The sequence below is a fragment of the Klebsiella sp. PK18 genome (assembly GCF_057784655.1).
In genome coordinates this window covers 2,696,100-2,715,445 of record NZ_CM173493.1, presented here as the reverse complement: position 1 = coordinate 2,715,445, position 19,346 = coordinate 2,696,100, and the positions used below count along the sequence as shown (strand labels likewise).

At 55.7% G+C, this 19,346-nt stretch carries 20 protein-coding genes; 2 read left to right on the top strand and 18 right to left on the bottom strand.

Annotated elements, in window-relative coordinates:
* Positions 1 to 113 precede the first annotated feature (113 nt).
* The 4 genes from AC3EMD_RS13240 to AC3EMD_RS13225 all read right to left on the bottom strand — a co-directional run bounded on the left by AC3EMD_RS13240 (position 114) and on the right by AC3EMD_RS13225 (position 4,959).
* A complete protein-coding gene (locus AC3EMD_RS13240; RefSeq protein ID WP_302074159.1) occupies positions 114 to 1,118 on the bottom strand; it encodes a fimbrial protein in 1,005 nt (334 codons plus the stop codon).
* On the bottom strand, positions 1,106 to 3,607 hold the full coding sequence (locus AC3EMD_RS13235; RefSeq protein WP_302074158.1) for a fimbria/pilus outer membrane usher protein: 2,502 nt from the start codon (positions 3,605 to 3,607) through the stop codon (positions 1,106 to 1,108). Before AC3EMD_RS13235 ends, AC3EMD_RS13240 begins: the two co-directional genes overlap by 13 nt.
* 15 nt (positions 3,608 to 3,622) lie before the next feature.
* On the bottom strand, positions 3,623 to 4,318 hold the full coding sequence (locus tag AC3EMD_RS13230) for a fimbrial biogenesis chaperone (RefSeq protein ID WP_008804915.1): 696 nt from the start codon (positions 4,316 to 4,318) through the stop codon (positions 3,623 to 3,625).
* A gap of 77 nt (positions 4,319 to 4,395) precedes the next feature.
* Positions 4,396 to 4,959: a fimbrial protein gene (locus AC3EMD_RS13225; protein WP_012968240.1), complete on the bottom strand. Its 564-nt coding sequence runs from the start codon at positions 4,957 to 4,959 to the stop codon at positions 4,396 to 4,398.
* Positions 4,960 to 5,403: 444 nt separating this feature from the next.
* On the opposite strand from AC3EMD_RS13225, the gene AC3EMD_RS13220 reads away from it, so the two are divergent.
* Positions 5,404 to 5,691: a type 1 fimbrial protein gene (locus AC3EMD_RS13220; protein WP_008804913.1), complete on the top strand. Its 288-nt coding sequence runs from the start codon at positions 5,404 to 5,406 to the stop codon at positions 5,689 to 5,691.
* Positions 5,692 to 5,850: 159 nt separating this feature from the next.
* On the opposite strand, the gene AC3EMD_RS13215 is transcribed toward AC3EMD_RS13220, so the two are convergent.
* The 7 genes from AC3EMD_RS13215 to AC3EMD_RS13185 form a co-directional block, all read right to left on the bottom strand.
* Entirely contained in the window at positions 5,851 to 6,057 is a 207-nt protein-coding gene (locus tag AC3EMD_RS13215; protein WP_004205917.1) for a helix-turn-helix domain-containing protein, read from the bottom strand.
* A gap of 2 nt (positions 6,058 to 6,059) precedes the next feature.
* A complete protein-coding gene (locus tag AC3EMD_RS13210; RefSeq protein ID WP_004205916.1) occupies positions 6,060 to 6,593 on the bottom strand; it encodes a DUF2975 domain-containing protein in 534 nt (177 codons plus the stop codon).
* Between the two features lie 28 nt (positions 6,594 to 6,621).
* Positions 6,622 to 6,966, bottom strand: a complete 345-nt coding sequence (locus AC3EMD_RS13205) for a hypothetical protein (RefSeq protein ID WP_016161013.1) — start codon at positions 6,964 to 6,966, stop codon at positions 6,622 to 6,624.
* Entirely contained in the window at positions 6,953 to 8,068 is a 1,116-nt protein-coding gene (locus AC3EMD_RS13200; RefSeq protein ID WP_064170228.1) for a serine hydrolase domain-containing protein, read from the bottom strand. The genes AC3EMD_RS13205 and AC3EMD_RS13200 overlap by 14 nt, the downstream gene beginning before the upstream one ends.
* A 260-nt stretch (positions 8,069 to 8,328) precedes the next feature.
* A complete protein-coding gene (gene map, locus AC3EMD_RS13195; protein WP_008804909.1) occupies positions 8,329 to 9,111 on the bottom strand; it encodes a type I methionyl aminopeptidase in 783 nt (260 codons plus the stop codon).
* Positions 9,092 to 9,310 carry a ParD-like family protein gene (locus tag AC3EMD_RS13190; RefSeq protein ID WP_002904808.1) on the bottom strand — a complete coding sequence of 73 codons (219 nt, stop codon included), beginning with the start codon at positions 9,308 to 9,310 and terminating at the stop codon, positions 9,092 to 9,094. The genes map and AC3EMD_RS13190 overlap by 20 nt, the downstream gene beginning before the upstream one ends.
* A gap of 310 nt (positions 9,311 to 9,620) precedes the next feature.
* The gene (locus AC3EMD_RS13185; RefSeq protein ID WP_008804908.1) at positions 9,621 to 9,869 is read right to left on the bottom strand and encodes a hypothetical protein; all 249 of its coding nucleotides are present in this window, start codon (positions 9,867 to 9,869) and stop codon (positions 9,621 to 9,623) included.
* A gap of 296 nt (positions 9,870 to 10,165) precedes the next feature.
* On the opposite strand from AC3EMD_RS13185, the gene AC3EMD_RS13180 reads away from it, so the two are divergent.
* The gene (locus AC3EMD_RS13180) at positions 10,166 to 11,821 is read left to right on the top strand and encodes a putative bifunctional diguanylate cyclase/phosphodiesterase (RefSeq protein ID WP_012968236.1); all 1,656 of its coding nucleotides are present in this window, start codon (positions 10,166 to 10,168) and stop codon (positions 11,819 to 11,821) included.
* 33 nt (positions 11,822 to 11,854) lie between these two features.
* Here the strand turns inward: AC3EMD_RS13180 and AC3EMD_RS13175 are convergent, their stop codons facing one another.
* From AC3EMD_RS13175 to AC3EMD_RS13145, 7 genes are all read right to left on the bottom strand, one after another.
* Positions 11,855 to 12,781, bottom strand: a complete 927-nt coding sequence (locus tag AC3EMD_RS13175) for an alpha/beta hydrolase (RefSeq protein ID WP_016161015.1) — start codon at positions 12,779 to 12,781, stop codon at positions 11,855 to 11,857.
* Between the two features lie 191 nt (positions 12,782 to 12,972).
* Positions 12,973 to 13,113 carry a hypothetical protein gene (locus tag AC3EMD_RS13170; protein ID WP_012541739.1) on the bottom strand — a complete coding sequence of 47 codons (141 nt, stop codon included), beginning with the start codon at positions 13,111 to 13,113 and terminating at the stop codon, positions 12,973 to 12,975.
* Between the two features lie 24 nt (positions 13,114 to 13,137).
* Positions 13,138 to 13,377 (bottom strand): hypothetical protein, encoded by a 240-nt coding sequence (locus tag AC3EMD_RS13165; RefSeq protein WP_008804905.1) that lies wholly within the window; start codon positions 13,375 to 13,377, stop codon positions 13,138 to 13,140.
* A 431-nt stretch (positions 13,378 to 13,808) separates the two neighbouring features.
* Positions 13,809 to 14,252 (bottom strand): PTS mannitol transporter subunit IIA, encoded by a 444-nt coding sequence (locus tag AC3EMD_RS13160; RefSeq protein ID WP_008804904.1) that lies wholly within the window; start codon positions 14,250 to 14,252, stop codon positions 13,809 to 13,811.
* Positions 14,242 to 15,687, bottom strand: a complete 1,446-nt coding sequence (locus AC3EMD_RS13155; protein WP_023322608.1) for a sugar porter family MFS transporter — start codon at positions 15,685 to 15,687, stop codon at positions 14,242 to 14,244. The genes AC3EMD_RS13160 and AC3EMD_RS13155 overlap by 11 nt, the downstream gene beginning before the upstream one ends.
* Before the next feature lie 730 nt (positions 15,688 to 16,417).
* Positions 16,418 to 17,746, bottom strand: coding sequence for a 6-phospho-alpha-glucosidase (locus AC3EMD_RS13150; protein WP_008804902.1), 1,329 nt, complete (start codon positions 17,744 to 17,746; stop codon positions 16,418 to 16,420).
* Between the two features lie 11 nt (positions 17,747 to 17,757).
* Positions 17,758 to 19,296: a PTS transporter subunit EIIC gene (locus tag AC3EMD_RS13145; protein WP_302074157.1), complete on the bottom strand. Its 1,539-nt coding sequence runs from the start codon at positions 19,294 to 19,296 to the stop codon at positions 17,758 to 17,760.
* Positions 19,297 to 19,346 lie beyond the last annotated feature (50 nt).

The following is a 19,346-nucleotide window of genomic DNA, read 5'->3' as shown; positions in this document are numbered from 1 at the left end:
CGACGAGAATGGCTGATGATGAACTCCCGTGTAATCAGATCGTCGCGTGTAGCGGCTATTCTCTTACGATTCGTGGGTCAGAGCAATTCCTTCATCCGTCGGTTCTCCATCGCCTAGTCATAATGTAAGGTATAGGTCGCGACGGCCGACACCTGACCGGCGGTGATCCGGGGACGGGTCTGGTAGTAGCGGGCCGTGAGCGGCAGGATAAACCGGCCCGCACTCGCGCTGCCCAGCGTCATCTCATGATTCAGGGAAACCGGCTGGCGATGGTAAAGCAGTTGCACACCAATACCCTGCGCCCGATCGTCCGTGGCGTCATTGCGCAGAACGCCATGCCCCCGGGCGGTGAGGGGCTCCGCGCCGTCAACACGCAGGGAAATAGTCACAGCGCTGTTGCAATCCAGTTGCAGCGCGAAAGGCGTGTCGCCGGTGGTTTTGCCGACGCCGCCGAAGTGGTCAAGCATCGCGGCGGGCAGCTTAATCAGCGCTGGCGTGGCGTCATTCACGGAACATCCCGCGGTGTTGACCCTGCCGCTTAAGTCTAACGCGGCCAGCGGGGTATGCTCTGCCATTAAAAAGTGCTCGCTGTGATACTCAAGCTCGCCCGGTGTCGCCGCGGGACCGGTTTTAATAAGCTCAATCGTCAGGTGGAAATAGCCCAGTTTCCACACCGCATCAGGCAATATGGCCGGATTGTTCACCCGTTGGCTAAACGGCGAGGGCGTCGGCCGGTCAGGAAAACCGCCATAGCCGCCGATAGCGCGCAGCGATACGCGAACGCCAATGCCGGCGAGATTGGTTTGATAAACCGTCGGTCGCGTCGCTCCCCCGGACAGCAAACTGTTCAGCTGTAGCGGCGACAGCCCATGCGGGTCGTCCGCGCAGCGGATCCACTGTTCGCCGCCGTCGCTAAGGTGGTTCCAGGCGAAACTTTTGTGATACAGCGGGGTGCCCGGTCTGGCGTCAGCCGGAACGGTGAGTTGACCTACGTTCAGCCGAAGGGTGGTGGCCTGGCCGCGGACAAACACCGGCGTACAGGCCCATCCGCTGGCGGGGGGTAACAGGGCGAGTAACAGCGTCAGGGTGGCCCGACGCAGGAGAGTTAAAAAGGACATGTTAACGTCTGCTGTAAAATGAGTGGATGGGGTGTCTGCGCCAGCGTCGGGGTGAGATCGTAGCGGGCAGTACAGTGCTGCTGAGGGCCTGGCCCCCATTGTGCATACAGGGTGCCTTTCGGCGCCAGGCCGGCGAGGTACACCTGACCCTCGCTGGCAACGATGCTGCTGGTGTCTTTGGCGTGCACTTCGCTGCCAAAGGGCAGCGGTTGTCCCTGCGACTGCAGCGTAAACAGCGCCTTATAACCAACGTGGGTGTGAAAACGCGCCAGCACCACCGCGTCCTTAGTGGGAACCCGCGTCACGGTGCTGTTGGCCAGATCCACATTCTCCGGCAGCGAGTGGCTGTCGAGGGCGACGTCGTTGCGGTGATAGGCGGTAGCGAAGGGCAGCACGGCATATCCATCGCGATTGGTGGCGATGGTTCTCTGGTTGGCGAGGGTCACACCGCCGGCGCCACCGGCGTCAATCAGAACGACAGCACCATTCATTTCCGGCGTAAAGACCACCCCGTGGCGGTGAATCAGGATACCCCCGCTGGCGCCGTAGTTCAGGCGAGTGGCCTGCGAGTCACGGCTGTAGCCGAGATTCAGATCGCCTCTTCCACTGCTGTAGCCGGCCGTCAGGCTGCCGCTGTGCCCGTTTTGCTGATCGAGGGTTTGGCTGACGGCGTAGCTGAGCGCGTGATTATCCAGCATGGTGCCATTGAGACTGACCATCTGACTGTCGGCGCTGTGGCGGGAGGAGGTCAGGGTATAGCCGGCATAGCTCCCCGGTAGCAGGTGGCTCAGTGCTACTGAAAGTGACAACGTCACCACTTTATCGGAATGCGGCTCGTCATTCTCCTCTTCTCCGTCGCTACTGTGCGCATCGCTGTAGCTGAGCGACCACGCGATACCGTGAACCTGGCTGCTGATCCCCATATTGGCGGTACGCTGTGGGGCGCCCCCTGACCAGTAGCTGTCCTGGTCGAGACTCAGATAGAGGGTGATATCGTACGGCAGGCTCTGGCTGGCGGTGATTTGCAGGGTCGTTTTTTTGTTGTCGTTATCCCGCGAGTCGGCGTCGGGATCCGGGCTGGAATACGCCTCGCTCAGCGTGGCATAGCGCTGATGCGAATAACGCCAGCCGGTGAAGGTGAATTGCGTGCCAAGACGATCAAAACCTTTGCTGTACTGGAGCTGCCAGGCCCGGCCATCGATCGGATCCTGCTGGTGCTGGTCGCAGGCGTTTAACAGCTGCAGCGAGAGCGCCCCGGCATCACCCAGCCCCTGTCCCGCGCCGAACGAGAGGTTATGGTATTGCGCCGCGCTCTGCAGTCCGCCAAACAGCGTCAGGTTGTGGGCGAACCCGCGCATCAGCGACAACTGCATCATCAGCGGCCGCTGGCTGGCATCGTCGCTATGATAGCGCCCGGCGACCAGGTTGTATTTCAGGCTGCCTTCGCGTTGCATGCTGGTGACCGATGCATACGGCTGGGTGAAGCGGCGGATTTCGCCATCCGACTCTTTGACGGCAACCTCAAGATTGCCGCTACTGGCGGTGGGATAAAGATCGTCAATCACGAACGCGCCGGGGGTGACGTAGGTTTGATACAGCACGTAGCCATTTTGCCGAACCGTGACCTGGGCGTTAGTTCGGGCTATCCCGCGGATGGTCGGGGCAAAACCTTTCTGCGAGTCCGGGAGCATCGCATCACTGGAGGCGAGGGCAATTCCCTGAAACTGTACCGCGTCGAACACATCGCCCGACGTAAAGGTATCCCCGAGCGTCAGTTCACTCCGCCAGCGCGTCAGATCGCGCTCAAGCCAGGCGCCGCTGGTGGTCCAGTGGGGCTTATCGTCGCTGTTGGCGGTCAGGCTGTTGCTGGCGCGCAGGCGCCAGGCGCCGGCGTTCACGCCACTTTTCAACATCAGATAGTTATCGCGCTCAGTGTTGCCCTCGCGGGTTCGCTGGCTGGCGCCTGAATAGCGGTAATTGCTCTGAAAGGCGCTGATACCTTCATCCCACAGCGCAGAAGGAACATTATCCCTCGCCTGGTGCGTCATCAGCGCCTGGGGAAGGGTCATTGCCAGCCGCTGATGGGCAAAATCGAAATTGACCGTACTGCCCGGCAGCAGCGTGGCGAGTTCGGGACATGAGCGGGAGGTTGCGCCGGACGCCTGGGACAGCACGGCCGGATTAACACCGGCCTGCAGCAGATCTTCCGGCTTAAGGCAGGGCGTCAGCTGCCCGCGGTCATTCTGGCGAAACGTGATGATCTTACGGGCATCCAGGGTGACGCCGTTGACCTGCCAGCTGACCGGATAGTCGCCAGGCGGCTGGCTCGTTTGCTGATTGAAGCGCTGCAGATCCACCGCCGGCAAATGGTCGTTTTTTTCCAGCAGATCCATATTAAAGGTCGCCTGGGCGTGCAAGGGCGCGCTCTGTCCGCCCAGCAGGATGGAGAGGCTGACGACGGTAACGGTATGAGCCGGGCCGTGGCGCATCGCGACATCAGGCTTTTAGTGCGCCGAAACGGGGGCGCTAAACGTCTGCACAGCGCCAAAATCATCCAAAATGCGCCAGCTCACCTGGCGGGTGCAGGCCTCGCCGGGCAGGGCGTACTCTTCACGGCTGTGAGGGGCAATCACGCTGTGCTCAAGCGGTGTTTTCTGGTTCTGGCCCGCGCAGGTGAGCGTGGTGATAGTCACATAATAGGGGGAGGCATTCTCCGCCTGCAGGTGGTTGCCACTGACGTGCCAGCGCAGGTGCTGCGCCGCGTCGAGCGCCGAACCGGGGAGTCCTGCCGGGCGATAAATGAGCTTAAGTTGATTCTTAATAGCAAATTGCAGAATGTTCTCGCCAGCCGGCGCGGTATTGGCAGGAATCACTTTGATATTCAGGGTGAACAAACTTTCCCGATCGTTTGGCAGTTGCGCCGAGGTTAATAACACGCGCAGATCGTTGCTGTCTCCAGCATCCAGACGGAACAATGGCGGGGTGACGATAAACGGTGATTTATTATTATCAGCCAGATCGTCTACCCAGCTCTGAATAAGTACCGGATCGTGAGGATTGGTGTTTTTTACCGTGATGTCGGCCTCATGACTTTGTTCATTATAAATGACACGCGTGCCGGCAATGGCAACCCCGGCAGCAGACGCCAGGAGCGGACAAAAGAGAAGGCTCAGGAAAAAAGCCATTTTATAACACTGCATAATTGAGGATCCGGTCACGAGGAATGAAAATAAGGGCAGGGGATGCTGCCCTCGGTAAAAGCGGCAATCAGCACATTCTATTCATATACAATATCAATATTGGCCGTGGCATTAATATTGCCGGCGGTGACATCCAGGGAGGAATCGCTCTTCAGATCGGCAATAAAATTAAAGGCAATATCACCGTTTTCGTCGGCTTGCGAAACCGCCGTTTTGCTCTGTTTGTCAAAGGTCAACTGAGTGCCTTCCGTTGAGCCGTCAGGGGAAGAGAAGACTTCAATGCCCACCCCTTTGGCGGTATCCGCGGCATCGGAGAGCGCCAGCACGGCGGCGCTGGTGCCGTTAGCATTGGTGTCCGGGGTACCCTCCAGGCTAATGCTGATATTCTGCGCCAGCGGGCAGCCGGTCAGGTTGATGGTAAACGGTGTTTCTGCGGTTTTCGCTTCATGTGATTTCAGCGCCGACATATCGACGTTGCCAAAATCGACATTCACATCGCCACCGTTGTTGGCGATCTGGCACGACTCGTTAATAATTTTACCGGTGAAATTCAGTGTGCCCGCCGCGCGGGCGGGGGTCACAGTAGCCAGACTGAAGGCCAGCAGTGAACCCACAACCAGCAGGGTGCCTTTTTCTTTCATACTCAAACCCTATTAAATAATCACAAGTTAATTAAATCGTTTAACATTTCTAAAGCATGTTTTTTATTTCTGTTCACAAAAAACGGTAAGCATCACTAATGTATCTTGCCGTCGGGGGCGGGATTATACGGAGAACGTCGTAAAGGCCCATGGATAAGGTGTGTTAAGCTGTAACAATCTTTATTTTTTGGTGTAAGTATAATCTCATTTAATATTGTAATTGGGTTCTATATACAGAATGTATTATTTCCCGGGGACGCCTGTTTTGGCAAAGTTCTGGCAAAAGTTGCTGTTATTCCCGGCAGTTGACCGGAGAGGGCAGAATAATCGTTTACGCTGCCGCTATTTTGCCGTAGCGTGAAGATCGCGGCAGGAAGCCGCAGGTTGGATGGCACAGAACGATTCTGTGCCGCGCAGTGTCACTCGCTATCAAGGAAGATTGCTATGTCTCCGCTCCGTCTCGCTCTAATATGTCTGTGTCTGGCGCCGCTTGCGTCGTCTGCTGCGCTCTCCGGTCAGGTTCATTTTTCGGGACGTGTCATCAATCCGGCCTGTCTTATCGCGCCGCAGCGCAATCGTATCGATGTTTCGTGCCAGCACCGTTCACCGGAACAGGTCGCCTTGACAGACAACCCCCCTCGCTATGCCATGCCGGATGATCGCGGTGAGGTCAGTCTCCACTGGCGAAATGCACAGCACAGTGAAGCGGATGTCATTATTCGCTATCGCTAAGGTAAGAAAAACGCGGTGAAGGGTAAGCGGATGCAGGACGTAAAGGGTAACGCGTTGGGCGGTTTCAGCGCGCGTCAGCAGTGACTACTGGGGTGACGCGCACGTAGAGTACATTTCATGAAAACAATCCTTGCCGTCGTCCGACAGCAGAGTATCGCCTCAGTCGGGTTCCCAGGCGAGGATATCACCGGGCTGACATTCCAGCGCCTCGCAGATGCGGGACAGGGTATCAAAACGGATGCCTTTGACTTTTCCCGACTTGAGCAGCGACAGGTTCTGTTCGGTAATGCCTACAAAGGCCGCCAGCGCCCTGGACGTCATCTTTTTTTCCACCAGCAGTTTGTCCAGATTCACCACCACAGCCATCGTTAAATAAACTCCTTATTCTCTTCTTCAGCACGGATCCCGTGGAGCATGGCGTGAAATGTCACAAACAGCAAGCTTCCTGTCAGAAGCAGCACCCCGTCGCTGAGCAGAAACACCACCTGATAATAAGGCTGCGGCCACCAGGCGAGCAGCGGGATCAGAAAGCGGCACACCGGCAACAGGATCCCCATGCCCACCATGGCCAGAGCGATGTAACGAACGCTGTGCGCCAGGGAGAGGCTGAGCACGCTGCGCTGGCGGACGCTACGGGTTACCTTCATGCCCTGCCAGATAGCGAACGCGAACAGCCCGGCCGGAAGATACAGCAGGGCCAGCAGCAGCAAACGTCTCGCCATCCCCGGCGCCTGGGCCGGGTTGTCGGTTAACGGCACTTCAGCAAAGTGCAGCAGGGTGGAAAGAAAATATCGTTCGCCGGTAAAGAAAATCCACAGCGGCACGATCAGGGCGAGCATAAAAAAGAGGGGCAGTATGCCGCTAATAATAGCCAGACTCAGCCGGGTTCTGGATTGCTTCACAATTTACCTTCCTGATTGATGAGAATAATTAAAGCACCAGCCGCGCCAAGCATGACATAAGGGCCACGGCGAAGACAACGCTCATCGCCCGGACGCCGCGACGACGGCTGGCAAACCACGGACGGGTCCAGACGCGGTAGAGGCTGAGGGTGATGAACGACGCCTGGATGGTCCAGGTCAGCATCCGAAACAGGTAGCCCATTTTGCCGAGATTCTGCAGGGTCTGGAAAACCTCGGCGAGATAAATACCCCCGGTCGCCAGCAAAACATAATTGAGCAGGCGTATTTTTCGCTGCGCCAGCCAGTCGCCGGAAATAAACAGGATCACCGACAACAGCGTTAACAGCGCCCAGAGGATGTCAATTCCGTTCATTACGCGCCTCCTGTTCATCAGGGGTGGCAGCCAGTAAGAGCTTGATGGCAGGTCCGATCACCGGCCAGGCGGTATCGGAGAGGATCACTACCGCGGTCTGTCGCTGTCGGTCGAAGGCCATCATTGCCGCAAAGCCGCCACTCTGCCCGTCATGCCAGACGATCTCCCGTCCGCGGACGCGGGTAGTGAACCAGGCATAACCCACCCGGGAATCGGGATCATCGGTGGCGAACAGGGAGTGCATACCTTCACTGCCCGCCAGGTTTCCTGCCAGCAGCGCCTGGGCATATTTCGCCATATCGACAATCGTGGCGCGGACGCCGCCGGCGGGGGCGAAGGCGTCCATCACCCATGGCTGCTGAGGGAAACCAGAGGCTGACCAGCCCATGGTAAACGTCGGCGAGGCTGGAGTATTGTGCCGGGCCACTTCCGCGCCCTGCATTCCGGTGGGGGCAAAGACCCGTTGCGCCATCAGTGTGGCAAAATCGCGATGGGACGCCCGCTCCAGCGCCAGTCCGAGCAGGGCAAACCCGGCGTTGGAATAATCAAACCATTTCGTCGGCTGCAGGGTGGCCTGGTTCATCATCGCGATCAGCGCGGGTCGATCGTAGCGCCAGGGATTCTGCCGCCGGGCAATATCGCTCAGAATAGCCAGCCGCTGCCCAACCGACGCGGTGAGCGGTGGCAGTCCTGAACGGTGAGAAACCAGTTGCTCCAGGGTAACATCCCGCACCGGGCTGACAATCTCCGGGACCAGCGCCGACACCGGCGTCTGCGCGGTGACTTCGCCGCGGCGAATAGCCTCCAGCAGCAGGCTGGCGGTCATGGTTTTGCTCAGGCTGGCGATCTCATACTGTGTCGTATACTCGCTCCCCCACAGACCGTAGCGCACCCCCTGAGGCGTAATCAGCGCTGCGGCGACCTGTCCGCGGGCGCCATTAAGCAGGGGCGTTAATATCGAGACCAGCTGTTTATCCCCCGTCGTCCGGGAGCTGGGGGGATGAAAGCCGGGCTGCAGGGCGATCCCCGCCGCCACGATGACGGTAAAAACCAGCACGGCGGCAATGATCTGTCTGTCCCGGCGATAGCGGTTCCAGCGCATGTTTTCTCCTTAACGCGGTACGACATCCAGGTGAGGGAATACCGCTTCTCCCTGGTGTTAAAGTGAGCGCAGGTTAGCCTGGTGTTTATCGTTTTACAATAAATTTTTATCGTTTTATGATTAACTTTATGAGGAGTAAAGCAGACACTCCCGGCGCGGTGTGGAGAACGCGGGGGGCAATAGAGGCCAGGGAATAAAGTGCGCTGACGAAGAGAGGTACTCGCCAGCGAGAAATGTCGGCTATGCCGGGAGAAGAAAACTTAGCGGATCCGCGACTGCTCGTCGTCGCGTAGCGTCAGCACCTCAAATCCGTTGGCGGTGACGGCCACGGTGTGCTCCCATTGCGCGGAGAGTTTTTTATCGCGGGTGACGACAGTCCAGCCATCTTTTTTGGTTTTGATGCGGCTGTCGCCCTGGTTCACCATCGGCTCAATGGTGAACACCATTCCTTCGCGCAACACGGCGCCTTCCCCGGGGCGGCCGTAATGCAGCACCTGCGGTTCCTCATGCATTTCCTGGCCGACGCCGTGACCGCAATATTCTCTGACCACGCTGTAGCCATGGTCCTCGACCCAGCGCTGAATAGCGTGACCAATATCGCCCAGCGTCGCGCCAGGTTTCACCACCTCAATGCCTTTCCACATCGCTTCATAGGTGGTCTTTACCAGCCGGCGGGCCAGCGGGGAGACGTCGCCTATCAGGTACATCTTGCTGGAGTCGGCAATCATGCCCGCTTTCTCCAGGGTGATATCGACGTTAACAATCATCCCGGCGCGCAGATGTTCGGTCGCTTTGGGGATCCCGTGGCACACCACATCGTTAATGGAGGTGTTCAACACATAGGGAAAATCGTATTGCCCCTTGCTGGCCGGGCGGGCATGCAGTTGGTTGACGATAAAATCTTCCACTCGATCGTTAATCGCCATCGTCGTTACGCCGGGAACGATAAAGGTATCCAGCATATCAAACACCGACGCCAGCAGCTGGCCGGCATGGCGCTGACGTGCGAGTTCATCGGCGGTTTTAATGATTATTGATGGCATTGATTACCTCCAGCAGACGGTCAGAGCCGGATTTCAGCATCAGCAGTTTGATCTGCTGGTGGTTAAGCTCGGGGTAGAGCTCGCTCATCATGCCCAGACGGATCCAGTATTCCGCCTGGGCATTGACGGAGCGGGACATAGCTTTGCTGGCATCACGAATATCATCGTGCAATAGATCGGATATTTTGACGATTCCCATAGAGACAGTCCATATATGATTCGTATATGCATCGTATACAGACCGGCACGGGATGTCATGGGCATTTTGTGTCGTGACCGGGGGGGAGGCGAGAGGCCCACGCAAAAAAGCCCGACCAGCGGGCTTATTTTCAGCATTTTTTTCGGGTTAATCATTCGCGCCATTCACCATGGCGAAAATACCCATTAGATTATCGGTATGCAGAATGAAAATAACATGACGGCGGCGAAGCGCGGCGCATCAATATATTTAATGCAGGTGTTAATTTTGCGTATGAATATTCTCCCGTCAGGCCGGGAATCCGGGGGAGTTACAGCGCGTCAGTGAGTTTATCCACCACCACTTTACCCGCATTATCGAACTGCGTAATGCGAAAGCTGTCGCTCCAGGAGCGGCGGGTGGTGAAACGGTCGAACAGGGATACCCGTCCTTTACGCTGACCATCTTTACTCAAAATAACCCATTCAGTCACCGCAGAATAATGCTGGCTATTGTCATGACGGCTCTGTTGTTCAACAAGCTGGTCTTCTTTTTCCACTTTTAAATAATCACGCAACATATTTAACCTCCATAGAAAGTATTATTAACATTACTCCTTTTATTTATTCTTTCAATCAAACTTTTTAATCAATAAAAGTAACTATTAGTGGGCGACCTAAGTGCAAAAATCGTCAGATTGTCATTACCCGGCGCAGTGGATTCCACTACGCTTAACAGAGCTGTCTGGTGCGCTATCTGCGGTTGCCAGGGCCAGAAAGGCGGCAACAAAACGTCTTAACCTTGTATTCATCATGGGCGTTGTTCTGCTATATCTAGTGCGTTTTGCCACGACCGAGCCACAGAGAGCGCTGTACCATGAGTAACGATCACCTGACGGATATCGCCTATCGTCACTTTATTGAAAGTGTTAAAGATTATGCCATATATATGCTGAGCACTGACGGTATGGTCATCAGCTGGAACGAAGGTGCCCGCCGGGCAAAAGGGTACCTGAGCGACGAGATCATCGGTTGCTACTTCGGTCTCTTCTATAGCGAATCTGAGCAACTCTCCGGTGTACCGGCGAAAAACCTGGAAATCGCCCTGCGTAGCGGACAGTTCGAAGGGGAAGGCTGGCGTTACCGCAAAGACGGCTCCCGATTCTGGGCGCATGTCATGATCGATACCATCCGCGATGAGCAGAACACCCTGCTGGGTTTTGCCAAAATCACTCGTGACATCAGTGAACAAAAAGCGATTAATGACCGCATCGCATGGATGGCGCGCTACGATGCGCTGACTGGTTTACCTAACCGGGTGGAGTTCTTTGAGCGGGTGGAAAAGCTGATCACCGGTAATGATGCCCGCCGCTTTGCCATTTTCACCATCGATTTAGACAAGTTTAAAGAGATTAATGACCTGCAGGGCCATCTGATTGGTGACCAGCTGCTGCAGCGTGTGGCAGGCGCCGTGCTGAAAACGCTGCAGAAGGAGGAGATGGTCGCGCGCTTTGGCGGCGATGAGTTTGTGGCCGTTAAACCTTTTGCCGATGAGGGTGAAGTGGATGCCTTTGCTGCGCGCCTCTGGCACTGCTTCAGCGGTAAGCAGACGTTTGCCGCGACGGAAGTGGTTCTCTCCGCCAGCATTGGCATCTCGGTCTACCCGGAGGACGGTACGGATATTAACACGGTACTGAGCAATTCCGATCTGGCCATGTATCGGGCAAAGAGCAGTCTCGACCACAAGATTTGCTGGTACGAACGTGAAATGGATGACAAGACGCGGCAGCGCAATATGATGGCCGCCGACATCCGGCGCGGTATTCACGCTGGAGAATTTTCGCTCCACTATCAGGCTATCCGCAACATCAAAGATCGCCGGATCACCGGTTACGAGGCGCTGCTGCGCTGGCAGCATCCGCAGCTGGGGCCGATCCCGCCTGACGTGTTTATTCCCATCGCCGAAGAGAGCGGCGCCATCGTGCCCTTAGGTTACTGGGTGCTCGAGCAGGTGTGTAACGAATCGCTGGAAAAGGGTCTCAACAGAAAAGTTTCGGTCAATATCTCGCCGGTGCAGTTGCGTCACCGCAGCTTTATCGAAAAAGTCCGCGAGATCCTGATGCGTACCGCCTATCCGGTCAGCCTGCTTGAGTTTGAAGTGACGGAGACGGCGTTCATCATCAATAAGCAGCTGGCCTTTAGCGTCCTGCATCATCTGCAAAAAATGGGGATCAGCATCGCGCTCGATGACTTCGGTACCGGCTACTCCTCCCTGAGCATGCTGCGCGATTTCCATTTCGACGTGATTAAACTCGACCGAAGTTTTATGCTTGATGTGGAGAGTAATCCCCAGGTCCGCTCATTCGTGCGGGCCATCATTTCGCTGGGAAATTCAATTAATACGCCGCTTATCGCCGAGGGTGTGGAAACCGCCGGGCAACTGCAGATCCTCGAAGAGGAAGGGTGTGACGAGATGCAAGGCTTTCTGTTCGGCGAGCCGGTGGATATTAAACACCTGCCTCCGTCGTCCTGATACGCCCACCGGCTGCGGGTGGGCGTAGCGTCATTACTGATGCGCCAGCGGAGCCTGCCCGGAAAGATGCAGCAGAGCCGACTGCAGCGAGACGTCAAACATCTGACCGTGCGTCATACCAGGGTAGCGCCAGAAAGCCACCGTCAGGCCTTTGTCGGCCAGCTGCTGCTGGGTTTGTCGCAACACACTCAGGGAAGCCACGTGGCCGGTGGGTTCCCGGGCAGCTTTGCCATCACCTTCCAGCAGATACAGCGATTTCCCGGAGAAGGCGGTAGCGCTTAAGGCTTCGCTGCCCTTCAGCGGAGATTCCTGCGCCTGGCCCAGCGACGGGCTGGCCGAATAATAGAGATGAAACAGCGAGGTCTTCCGCCACGCGTCGAGCACAAACAGCCCGCCGTAGGAGTGGCCCCAGATCGCGCGCTGGTGGGGATCTATTTTCAGGTGAGCTTCCGTTTGCGGCACCATTGTTTCGGTCAGCAACTGACGAAACAGGTCATTACCTCCGGTTTTTCGCGGCGGCAGCGCGGGTTTCCCGACTTGCGGTTTGAAGGCCTTTAGCGGAGGAGTGTAATCCCAGGCCCGGGCGGCGGTATCGAAGGGCAGCGTTGTCTGGTAACCGATAGCGACGATCACCGGCGGGGAGCCGGCGGAGAGCTGCTGCAGAAGGGCGTCGTTAAGCTTATCCATCACCGCGTTACCATCCAGCATATACAGCACAGGATAGCCGGCGGCGGGCGGGGCTTTGTCCGGCACGGCAGTCCACACCCGGTAGTGGCGTTCGCCATCGGCGGAGTCATACTGACGTTGCGTAAAATGATAGTACGCTGACCCTTTATCGGCGATGTTTGGCCCCAGCGGCTGAAGATCCGGTCGGGCGGTGCTACCGCTACTGTAGAAGAGCACGCCAACCGCCAGCGTCAGCAGCCCGCGCGCCCGGATGCTCCCTGAATTCCGCTTCACCTTGTCTAACCCCCTGTATTCTTTGAGCTGTCATTTTGTTGGGCTGACACGGTAACACAGCTTGTTTGATAATGGTTCTCATTTCTTTTGTGCGCTTTGGATCTGCGTGGGATACCGGACGGGGCTGGTGGGGGGGGGCGAAGCGAAAACGCAGGATACATGGCCGCCTGTCGGCGGCCATCAGGACAGGGTCAGGGATCGCCGTTGATGCTACGCAACAGCCTTTTTACCAGCGGGATGAGCGCAATAAGCACCAGCGCAATGACCACGATCAGTAACAGCGTCAGCCCTTTATGATGACTGATAAGCACCCACAGCATCGCCAGCGTCATGAGATGATCCTTGCATTAACAGCGTTAACCACCGCCAAGGTGAATGAAATTTAACAGAATGGTGATGACCACCCAGGCCAGCAGCAGAAAGCGTCGTTTATCGCGTCGAGCTTCCAGCGCAGCGAAATAATTAGCGCTGTACCAGGTTGATATAATAATAGCCAGCGTGATGATGACCTGCCAGACCACTTCGCTAAAGCCCGTCACGATGCTTATCGCGCGAAAGCAAAGCACAATCGCGATGCCGTTAAGCGCGTTACACATCAACCATCCCCACAGGCTTGAGGGACGGCTAAAGAAATATCCAAGTCGTAAAACCAATGTCGTATACACCTTGCCAAAATAATCGCGCTGTAAAATGCAGTTTAATGCCCGACGAGGTATTGATATAAATCAAAATTAATGGAATAGCGCAGTAATCACTGGCATGCAGCGATCGCTGCATGGCAATGGAAAGGCGTAGAGAACGGTGGGTAAAAAACGAAATCACTTGTTTTTATTGGTTTTTTTTTAAAATTGATTGTGGCAGTGAAATATTCTCCATGGCCCATTTAACAATATGACGGTAATTTCCATTGTTATTATTTTATGTGGCTCTATCACCAGCTAAATTAAAACCTATTTACTATTCACCGCTGGCCGCTTGCGGGAGTGGTCTGAAACAGCCGGAGCCAAGGCTCCGGCTGGCGTCATACCTAATGAGGCAAGGCATTATGTTGCAGAATTTTCAGGAAGTCATTTTTGTCTGAAATTAATGACAGCGCGTTAGCGATCAGTTCATCGCTAAATATCGAGGCAATTTCTTTGAGCACATCAATATGCTCTTTTTCTTTCGCGATGACGCCGATGGCAATAAACATCACGTTGCTGCGATCCCAGATAACGCCATCAGGGAACTGAAAGATCTCAATGCCGGTTTTGAGAATGATATCCGTCGCGGATTTCGGCAAATGTGGCAAGGTGATGCCATTCCCCAAAAAAGTGGAAACCTGATGTTCACGCTCCAGCAGAAAGTGAACGCACTCCTGATTCACATATCCTTTGGCTTTACACTCCGCGCCAATCATAGCGATCACTTCCGCTTTATTACTGGCCTTGCAGCCGATATGCAGATTATCCAGCGTGATGTTATCGATCATAGCCAACCTCCCTGGTGAGACGCGTAGATTTTTTACCCTCGTGATTCGATGACAGCTCTTCTTCTAACTGCTCGAGCGATTTATTGGAGGTCTCCGGTAGGGCGAAGACCACGAACAGAATCGCTAAGTAGTTGATGGCTGCGAAGATGAAGAAGACCGGCCCAAGGCCCAGTTTCGCCTGCAGCAGCGGGAACAGGTAGCTGACCACCGCGTTCATGATCCACATGAAAAATACCGAGATCCCCATCGACAGCCCGCGGAATTTCAACGGGAACAGCTCAGCTAATACCACCCAGGTAATAAAGCCCATGGAACCCTGCATCACACCGACGAACAGCGCGCCCAGCAGCCAGATGGCGGTGGCTTTCAGATCGCCCACCAGGGTGTAATCGACAGCGGCGATAATCAGGTGCAGCGTGGCCATAATGGCAAAGCCGTAGATAATGATCGTCTTACGTTTGAAACGGTCGACAAGGAACAGCACGCCAATCAGCATACCGCCGACGGAGAAGACACCGTTCAGCACGTTACAGATCAGCGAGGTACGCTCTGAGAAGCCGGCAGCATTCAGAATTTCCGTGCCGTAGTACATAATGACGTTAACCCCAGTAGTTTGCTGCAACGCGGCCCAGGTAATACCGACCAGCAAAATTTTGAGGATCCATGGCGTTTTGAGGATAGTCGTGAAGGTGCCCTGAGCGCTGTACTTATTGCCGGCTTCAATTTTGATCAGGGTGGAGATGTCGTCATACTCCTTCTGCGCGCGTTCCGCCGGGCGGATCTGTTTGAGAATATGCAGCGCTTCCTCGTGGCGATTTTTGCTGATCAGCCAGCGCGGGCTTTCCGGCGCGCGCCACATGCCAACAAACAGGCAGACAGCGGGAATGGCCTGTACCAGCAGCATATAGCGCCAGACGTCCGGCAGATGGCCCCAGATGATGCCAATGATCGCGTTGATGGCAAACGCCGCCAACTGGCCAATGACGATGGCGACTTCATTCAGGCCGGTCAGCTTACCGCGCATCTCGGTAGGCGCCACTTCCGAAATAAAAGTGGGGGCAGTGACCGACGCGCCGCCGACGGCGTAGCCCAGCAGGGCGCGGGCAATCAGCAGGGTGGTGATATCGGGAGCTGCGGCGGAAAGCAGGGCGCCGATAAGAAAAATAAAGGAGAGGAAGAGTAAATATTTGCGCCGGCCGAAGAAGTCGGCAAACTTGCCGCCAAACACGCTGCCCAGCGCGGCGCCGATCAGCAGGACGCTCATCACCAGCCCTTCGGTAGTCGGGGTCAGCGCCATGTACTGCTTCAGTGAGGAAAAAGCGCCGTTGATAACGCCGGTGTCGTAACCGAAAAGCAGGCCGCCGAAGGTGGCCACTAAGGTGATCTGATGAAGTCGTTTTCTCTGTTGCTGGTTCAGGTTTGTTATAAATGACATGGTAGTCCCTTTATTTTGTTGAACGACACAAGATAAAAATACATCTCCCCAGTCAGGATTTATCACGCCTGTGTTGTCGTATCTAACTGAATTAAATGATTTTCTTCTTTGTGTAATTGCTCAGCACAAGGCAGGGTACGCTAAGCAATGGCGGTCAAAGAGGTTTACGGCTTGGTGTTGATATGGATGTAGTCGATATCCGTTCTCCTTTTCGGGTTAGCGGTCTTCAGTGCGTCGGCAGCGCCGACGTCTGCCGGTGGACAGCGCCCTGGTGTGGCACGTTGCTGTCGTTGCGGCGATTTATCGTGATAAGAATATGGCACAAAGAAATGGAATGAGAATGCTACAAGATCACATTATGAAAATTTAATTTCAAATTGGTGTTGCAGAATGGTAAATGCATGAAGCCAATCACAAAGGATGGAGGGAGCATATCCCCATGAAAACCAGGTTAAATTTACAGGCCGGTAATAATGATGTTGTTTTCAGTAGGTTAATGTAAATCAAAGAATACAACGCAGATCACATTTTTACGCCATAATATCCTGGAATAGAATTTATATTTCATTACTTTGATCAGGGTAAAACGAGGATGGCGGCCTTCTGGCAACGGTCTGGAGGGGAAGAAAGCCCGTGGAGGAGGTTATAGGATGAATGTGTGGCCGGCGGGAACGCTGGGTAAAAATGCAGAGAAGGGGGATCCTCTGCATTTTACCCATCACGAAAAAGATCAGTGCAGTGCGGGCCAGTAGCCTTCGTTGGCGACGATCAGTTCATCGAGGATGGCTTTCGCCACCGCGGCGCTGGGCACCGTTTTCGATAGCGTAATGGCCTGCCACAGTTTCTGGTAACTACCCTCAACCCAGGCGTCAACCACCAGCTTTTCGACCGCCACCTGCTGCTCCATCAACCCTTTCTGGAACGACGGGATTTTCCCCATCGCCAGCGGCTCCGGGCCATTGACGCCCACCAGGCAGGGGACTTCCACCATCGCCGTCTCATCAAAGTTGGCGATCGCCCCGTTGTTCTCAACGATCAACAGCATCCGCTCCTGGGTGTTAAAAGCGATGGCGCAGGCGAGGTCGACGATAAAGGTGGCATGGGCCCCGGCATGAAAATGCGCGCCTTCCGCCGTGCCCCGACGGGTAATCTCCCGGGCCATATCGAAGACCTCTTTTTCACGTCCGGCCATCACCTCGTTCGCCCGCGTAAAGTCTGGATCGGCGTGCGCCACCTCATAGTCAGGATAGAGGTAGTATTTCAGATAGGTGTTAGGCAGTGTCGACGGATCGAGGGCAAACACATCCTTCACCTTTTTAAAGGTTTCGATCCAGCTTGGCGCTTTATGCTGAAAATCTTCTTTTGGACTGCTGTATCCCTGTTCCGCCACGTGACGCTTCAGCGCCGGCATCAGATCGTTACCGGCTTTATCGGTGATACGGGTCCACCAGCCGAAATGGTTCAGGCCATAGTAGCGGACGTTCAGCGCCTTGCGCGACGGCAGGCCGAGGATGTCGGCAAACAGCCCCTCGATAGCCACCGGCATATCGCAGATGTTGATGATGCGCGCGTCGGGTCGCAGGCGACGGGTGGCTTCCGCGACGATGGCCGCCGGATTGGAATAGTTGAGCATCCAGGCGTTCGGAGCGTATTGCTGCATATAATCGACCAGCTCCAGCACCCCGGCAATGGAGCGCATGCCGTAGGCAATCCCACCCGGACCGCAGGTCTCCTGTCCCGGCACGCCATATTTTAACGGGATCTTTTCATCCTTTTCCCGCATTTCATACAGACCGACGCGAATATGCGCCATCACAAAATCGACGTCAGTGAAGGCCGCCTGCGGATCGGTGGTATAGCTGAACTTCACCTGCGGGAAGCGTTCTGCCACCAGAATAGCGCAGGCGTCGCCGATCGTTTTCTGACGCTGGTGATGGTTGTCGTACAGACGGATCTCCCGCAGGGGAAAGCGCGACATATTTTCCAGCAACATCATCACAATCCCAGGGGTATAAGTACTGCCGCCGCCGGCAATCGTGACCACAAAATTATCTTTCATTTACCACCTCGTTATTCAGTAACACCCAGACTGGCGTTGACCGCCGTTCGAATTTTGTTAACCCCCAGGCCATAGATCACCTGGACATGGTTGCCTTTAATCAGCACGCTGCTCCCGCCGCTCTCTTTCAACAGCGACTGCTGGATGAGGGCGGGGTCGCGCACATCGACCCGCAGACGGGTAAAACAGTTTTCCACTACGCAGACATTCTCTTTTCCGCCCAGTCCCGCAATCACCAGCGTACCTTTATCGGCAATCTCGCTTGCCTGGCCCGTCTGCTCGGAAGGCTCCGCATCGGCAGCCGCTTCACGGCCCGGGGTGAGCATCCGCAGACGGGTAATACAGAAGGTGCCGACCAGGTACATGGTGGCGGTCTCCAGCAGGCCGAGGGCGACAAATACCGGCCAGCGCGTCACGCTGGCGCCGGCAGGGAGGTTATAGACGACAAAATCGATAAGACCGTTGGTGGCGCAGACCCGCACGTGAAGCAGCCAGGCCAGCATCTGGAAAAAACCGTCCAGCAGGGAGTAGATAAGCCACAGCAGCGGGGCGGTGAAGATAAAGAGAAACTCAAAAGGTTCGGTGATCCCCACCAGAACGGAGGTCACAATTAAGGGGATCAGCGTGACTTTAAGCCGCTGCTTATTCTCCGGTTTCGCCGTACGGTAGAAGGCGAGCGCCATGCCGGCGGTGCCGAAGATCTTCACCATCCCGTAGGTTAAAAACCGGGCGGAATCACTCAGCGCCCCGATGGGATGACGGGCGATTTCGGCAAGGAAAATAGGCTTGGCGCCAATAACCGTTTGACCATCAATCAGCAGCTGTCCGCCGATCGAGGTAAAGACAAACGGCGACCAGATCAGATGATGCAGCCCGGTGGGGATCAGGAACCGGTTGAGAAAACCGTACAGGAAGACCCCGATGGCGCCAAAGGATTTCATAAAGCCGGTCAGCGCCGAAATGCCCAGCTCAACCATCGGCCATAGATAGACGGTGGCGATAGCAAACAGGCCAACCAGCGGTAGCATCACGATCAGCACCAGCTTACTGTTGCCGTAGATCGACAGCGCGCCGCGAAACTCAATGCCGACCACGCGGTTGTGGACAAAGGCGACGGCGCAGCCAAGGATAATCCCAAGGAACACGCCCATATCAATGACCTGAAAGCCAAAGATAAAGGTTTGTCCACTGCCGTACAGTTGCGCGTTGGTGGCACCGGACGCCAGGCGATGGGTCAGGGTCAGCCAGCTATTGTTCGCCGCCAGATACACCAGCCAGGTCATCGCCGCCACGAAGGCCGCTTCGGCTTTGCGGGTTTTCGCCAGGCCGCTGGCCAGCCCAAGGCAGAACAGAAACCCGAGATGGTTCATCAGCGCCCAGAGCATGCTGGAGACGAATTTCCCCAACAGGTAGAGCGCGCTGCTTTCATCCACCCACAGCCGGTTGGTGGTCATGCTGAACAGGGCGATCAACAGGCCGATAGCCGGCAGATATAGCACCGGCCCGATCATTGCTTTGGAAAAGTCCTGAAGCTTTTTCACGCCAATCATGGTTGTCCTCTCGTCTTCGCAGACCTGATGAATAGGCTTATCAGACTAGG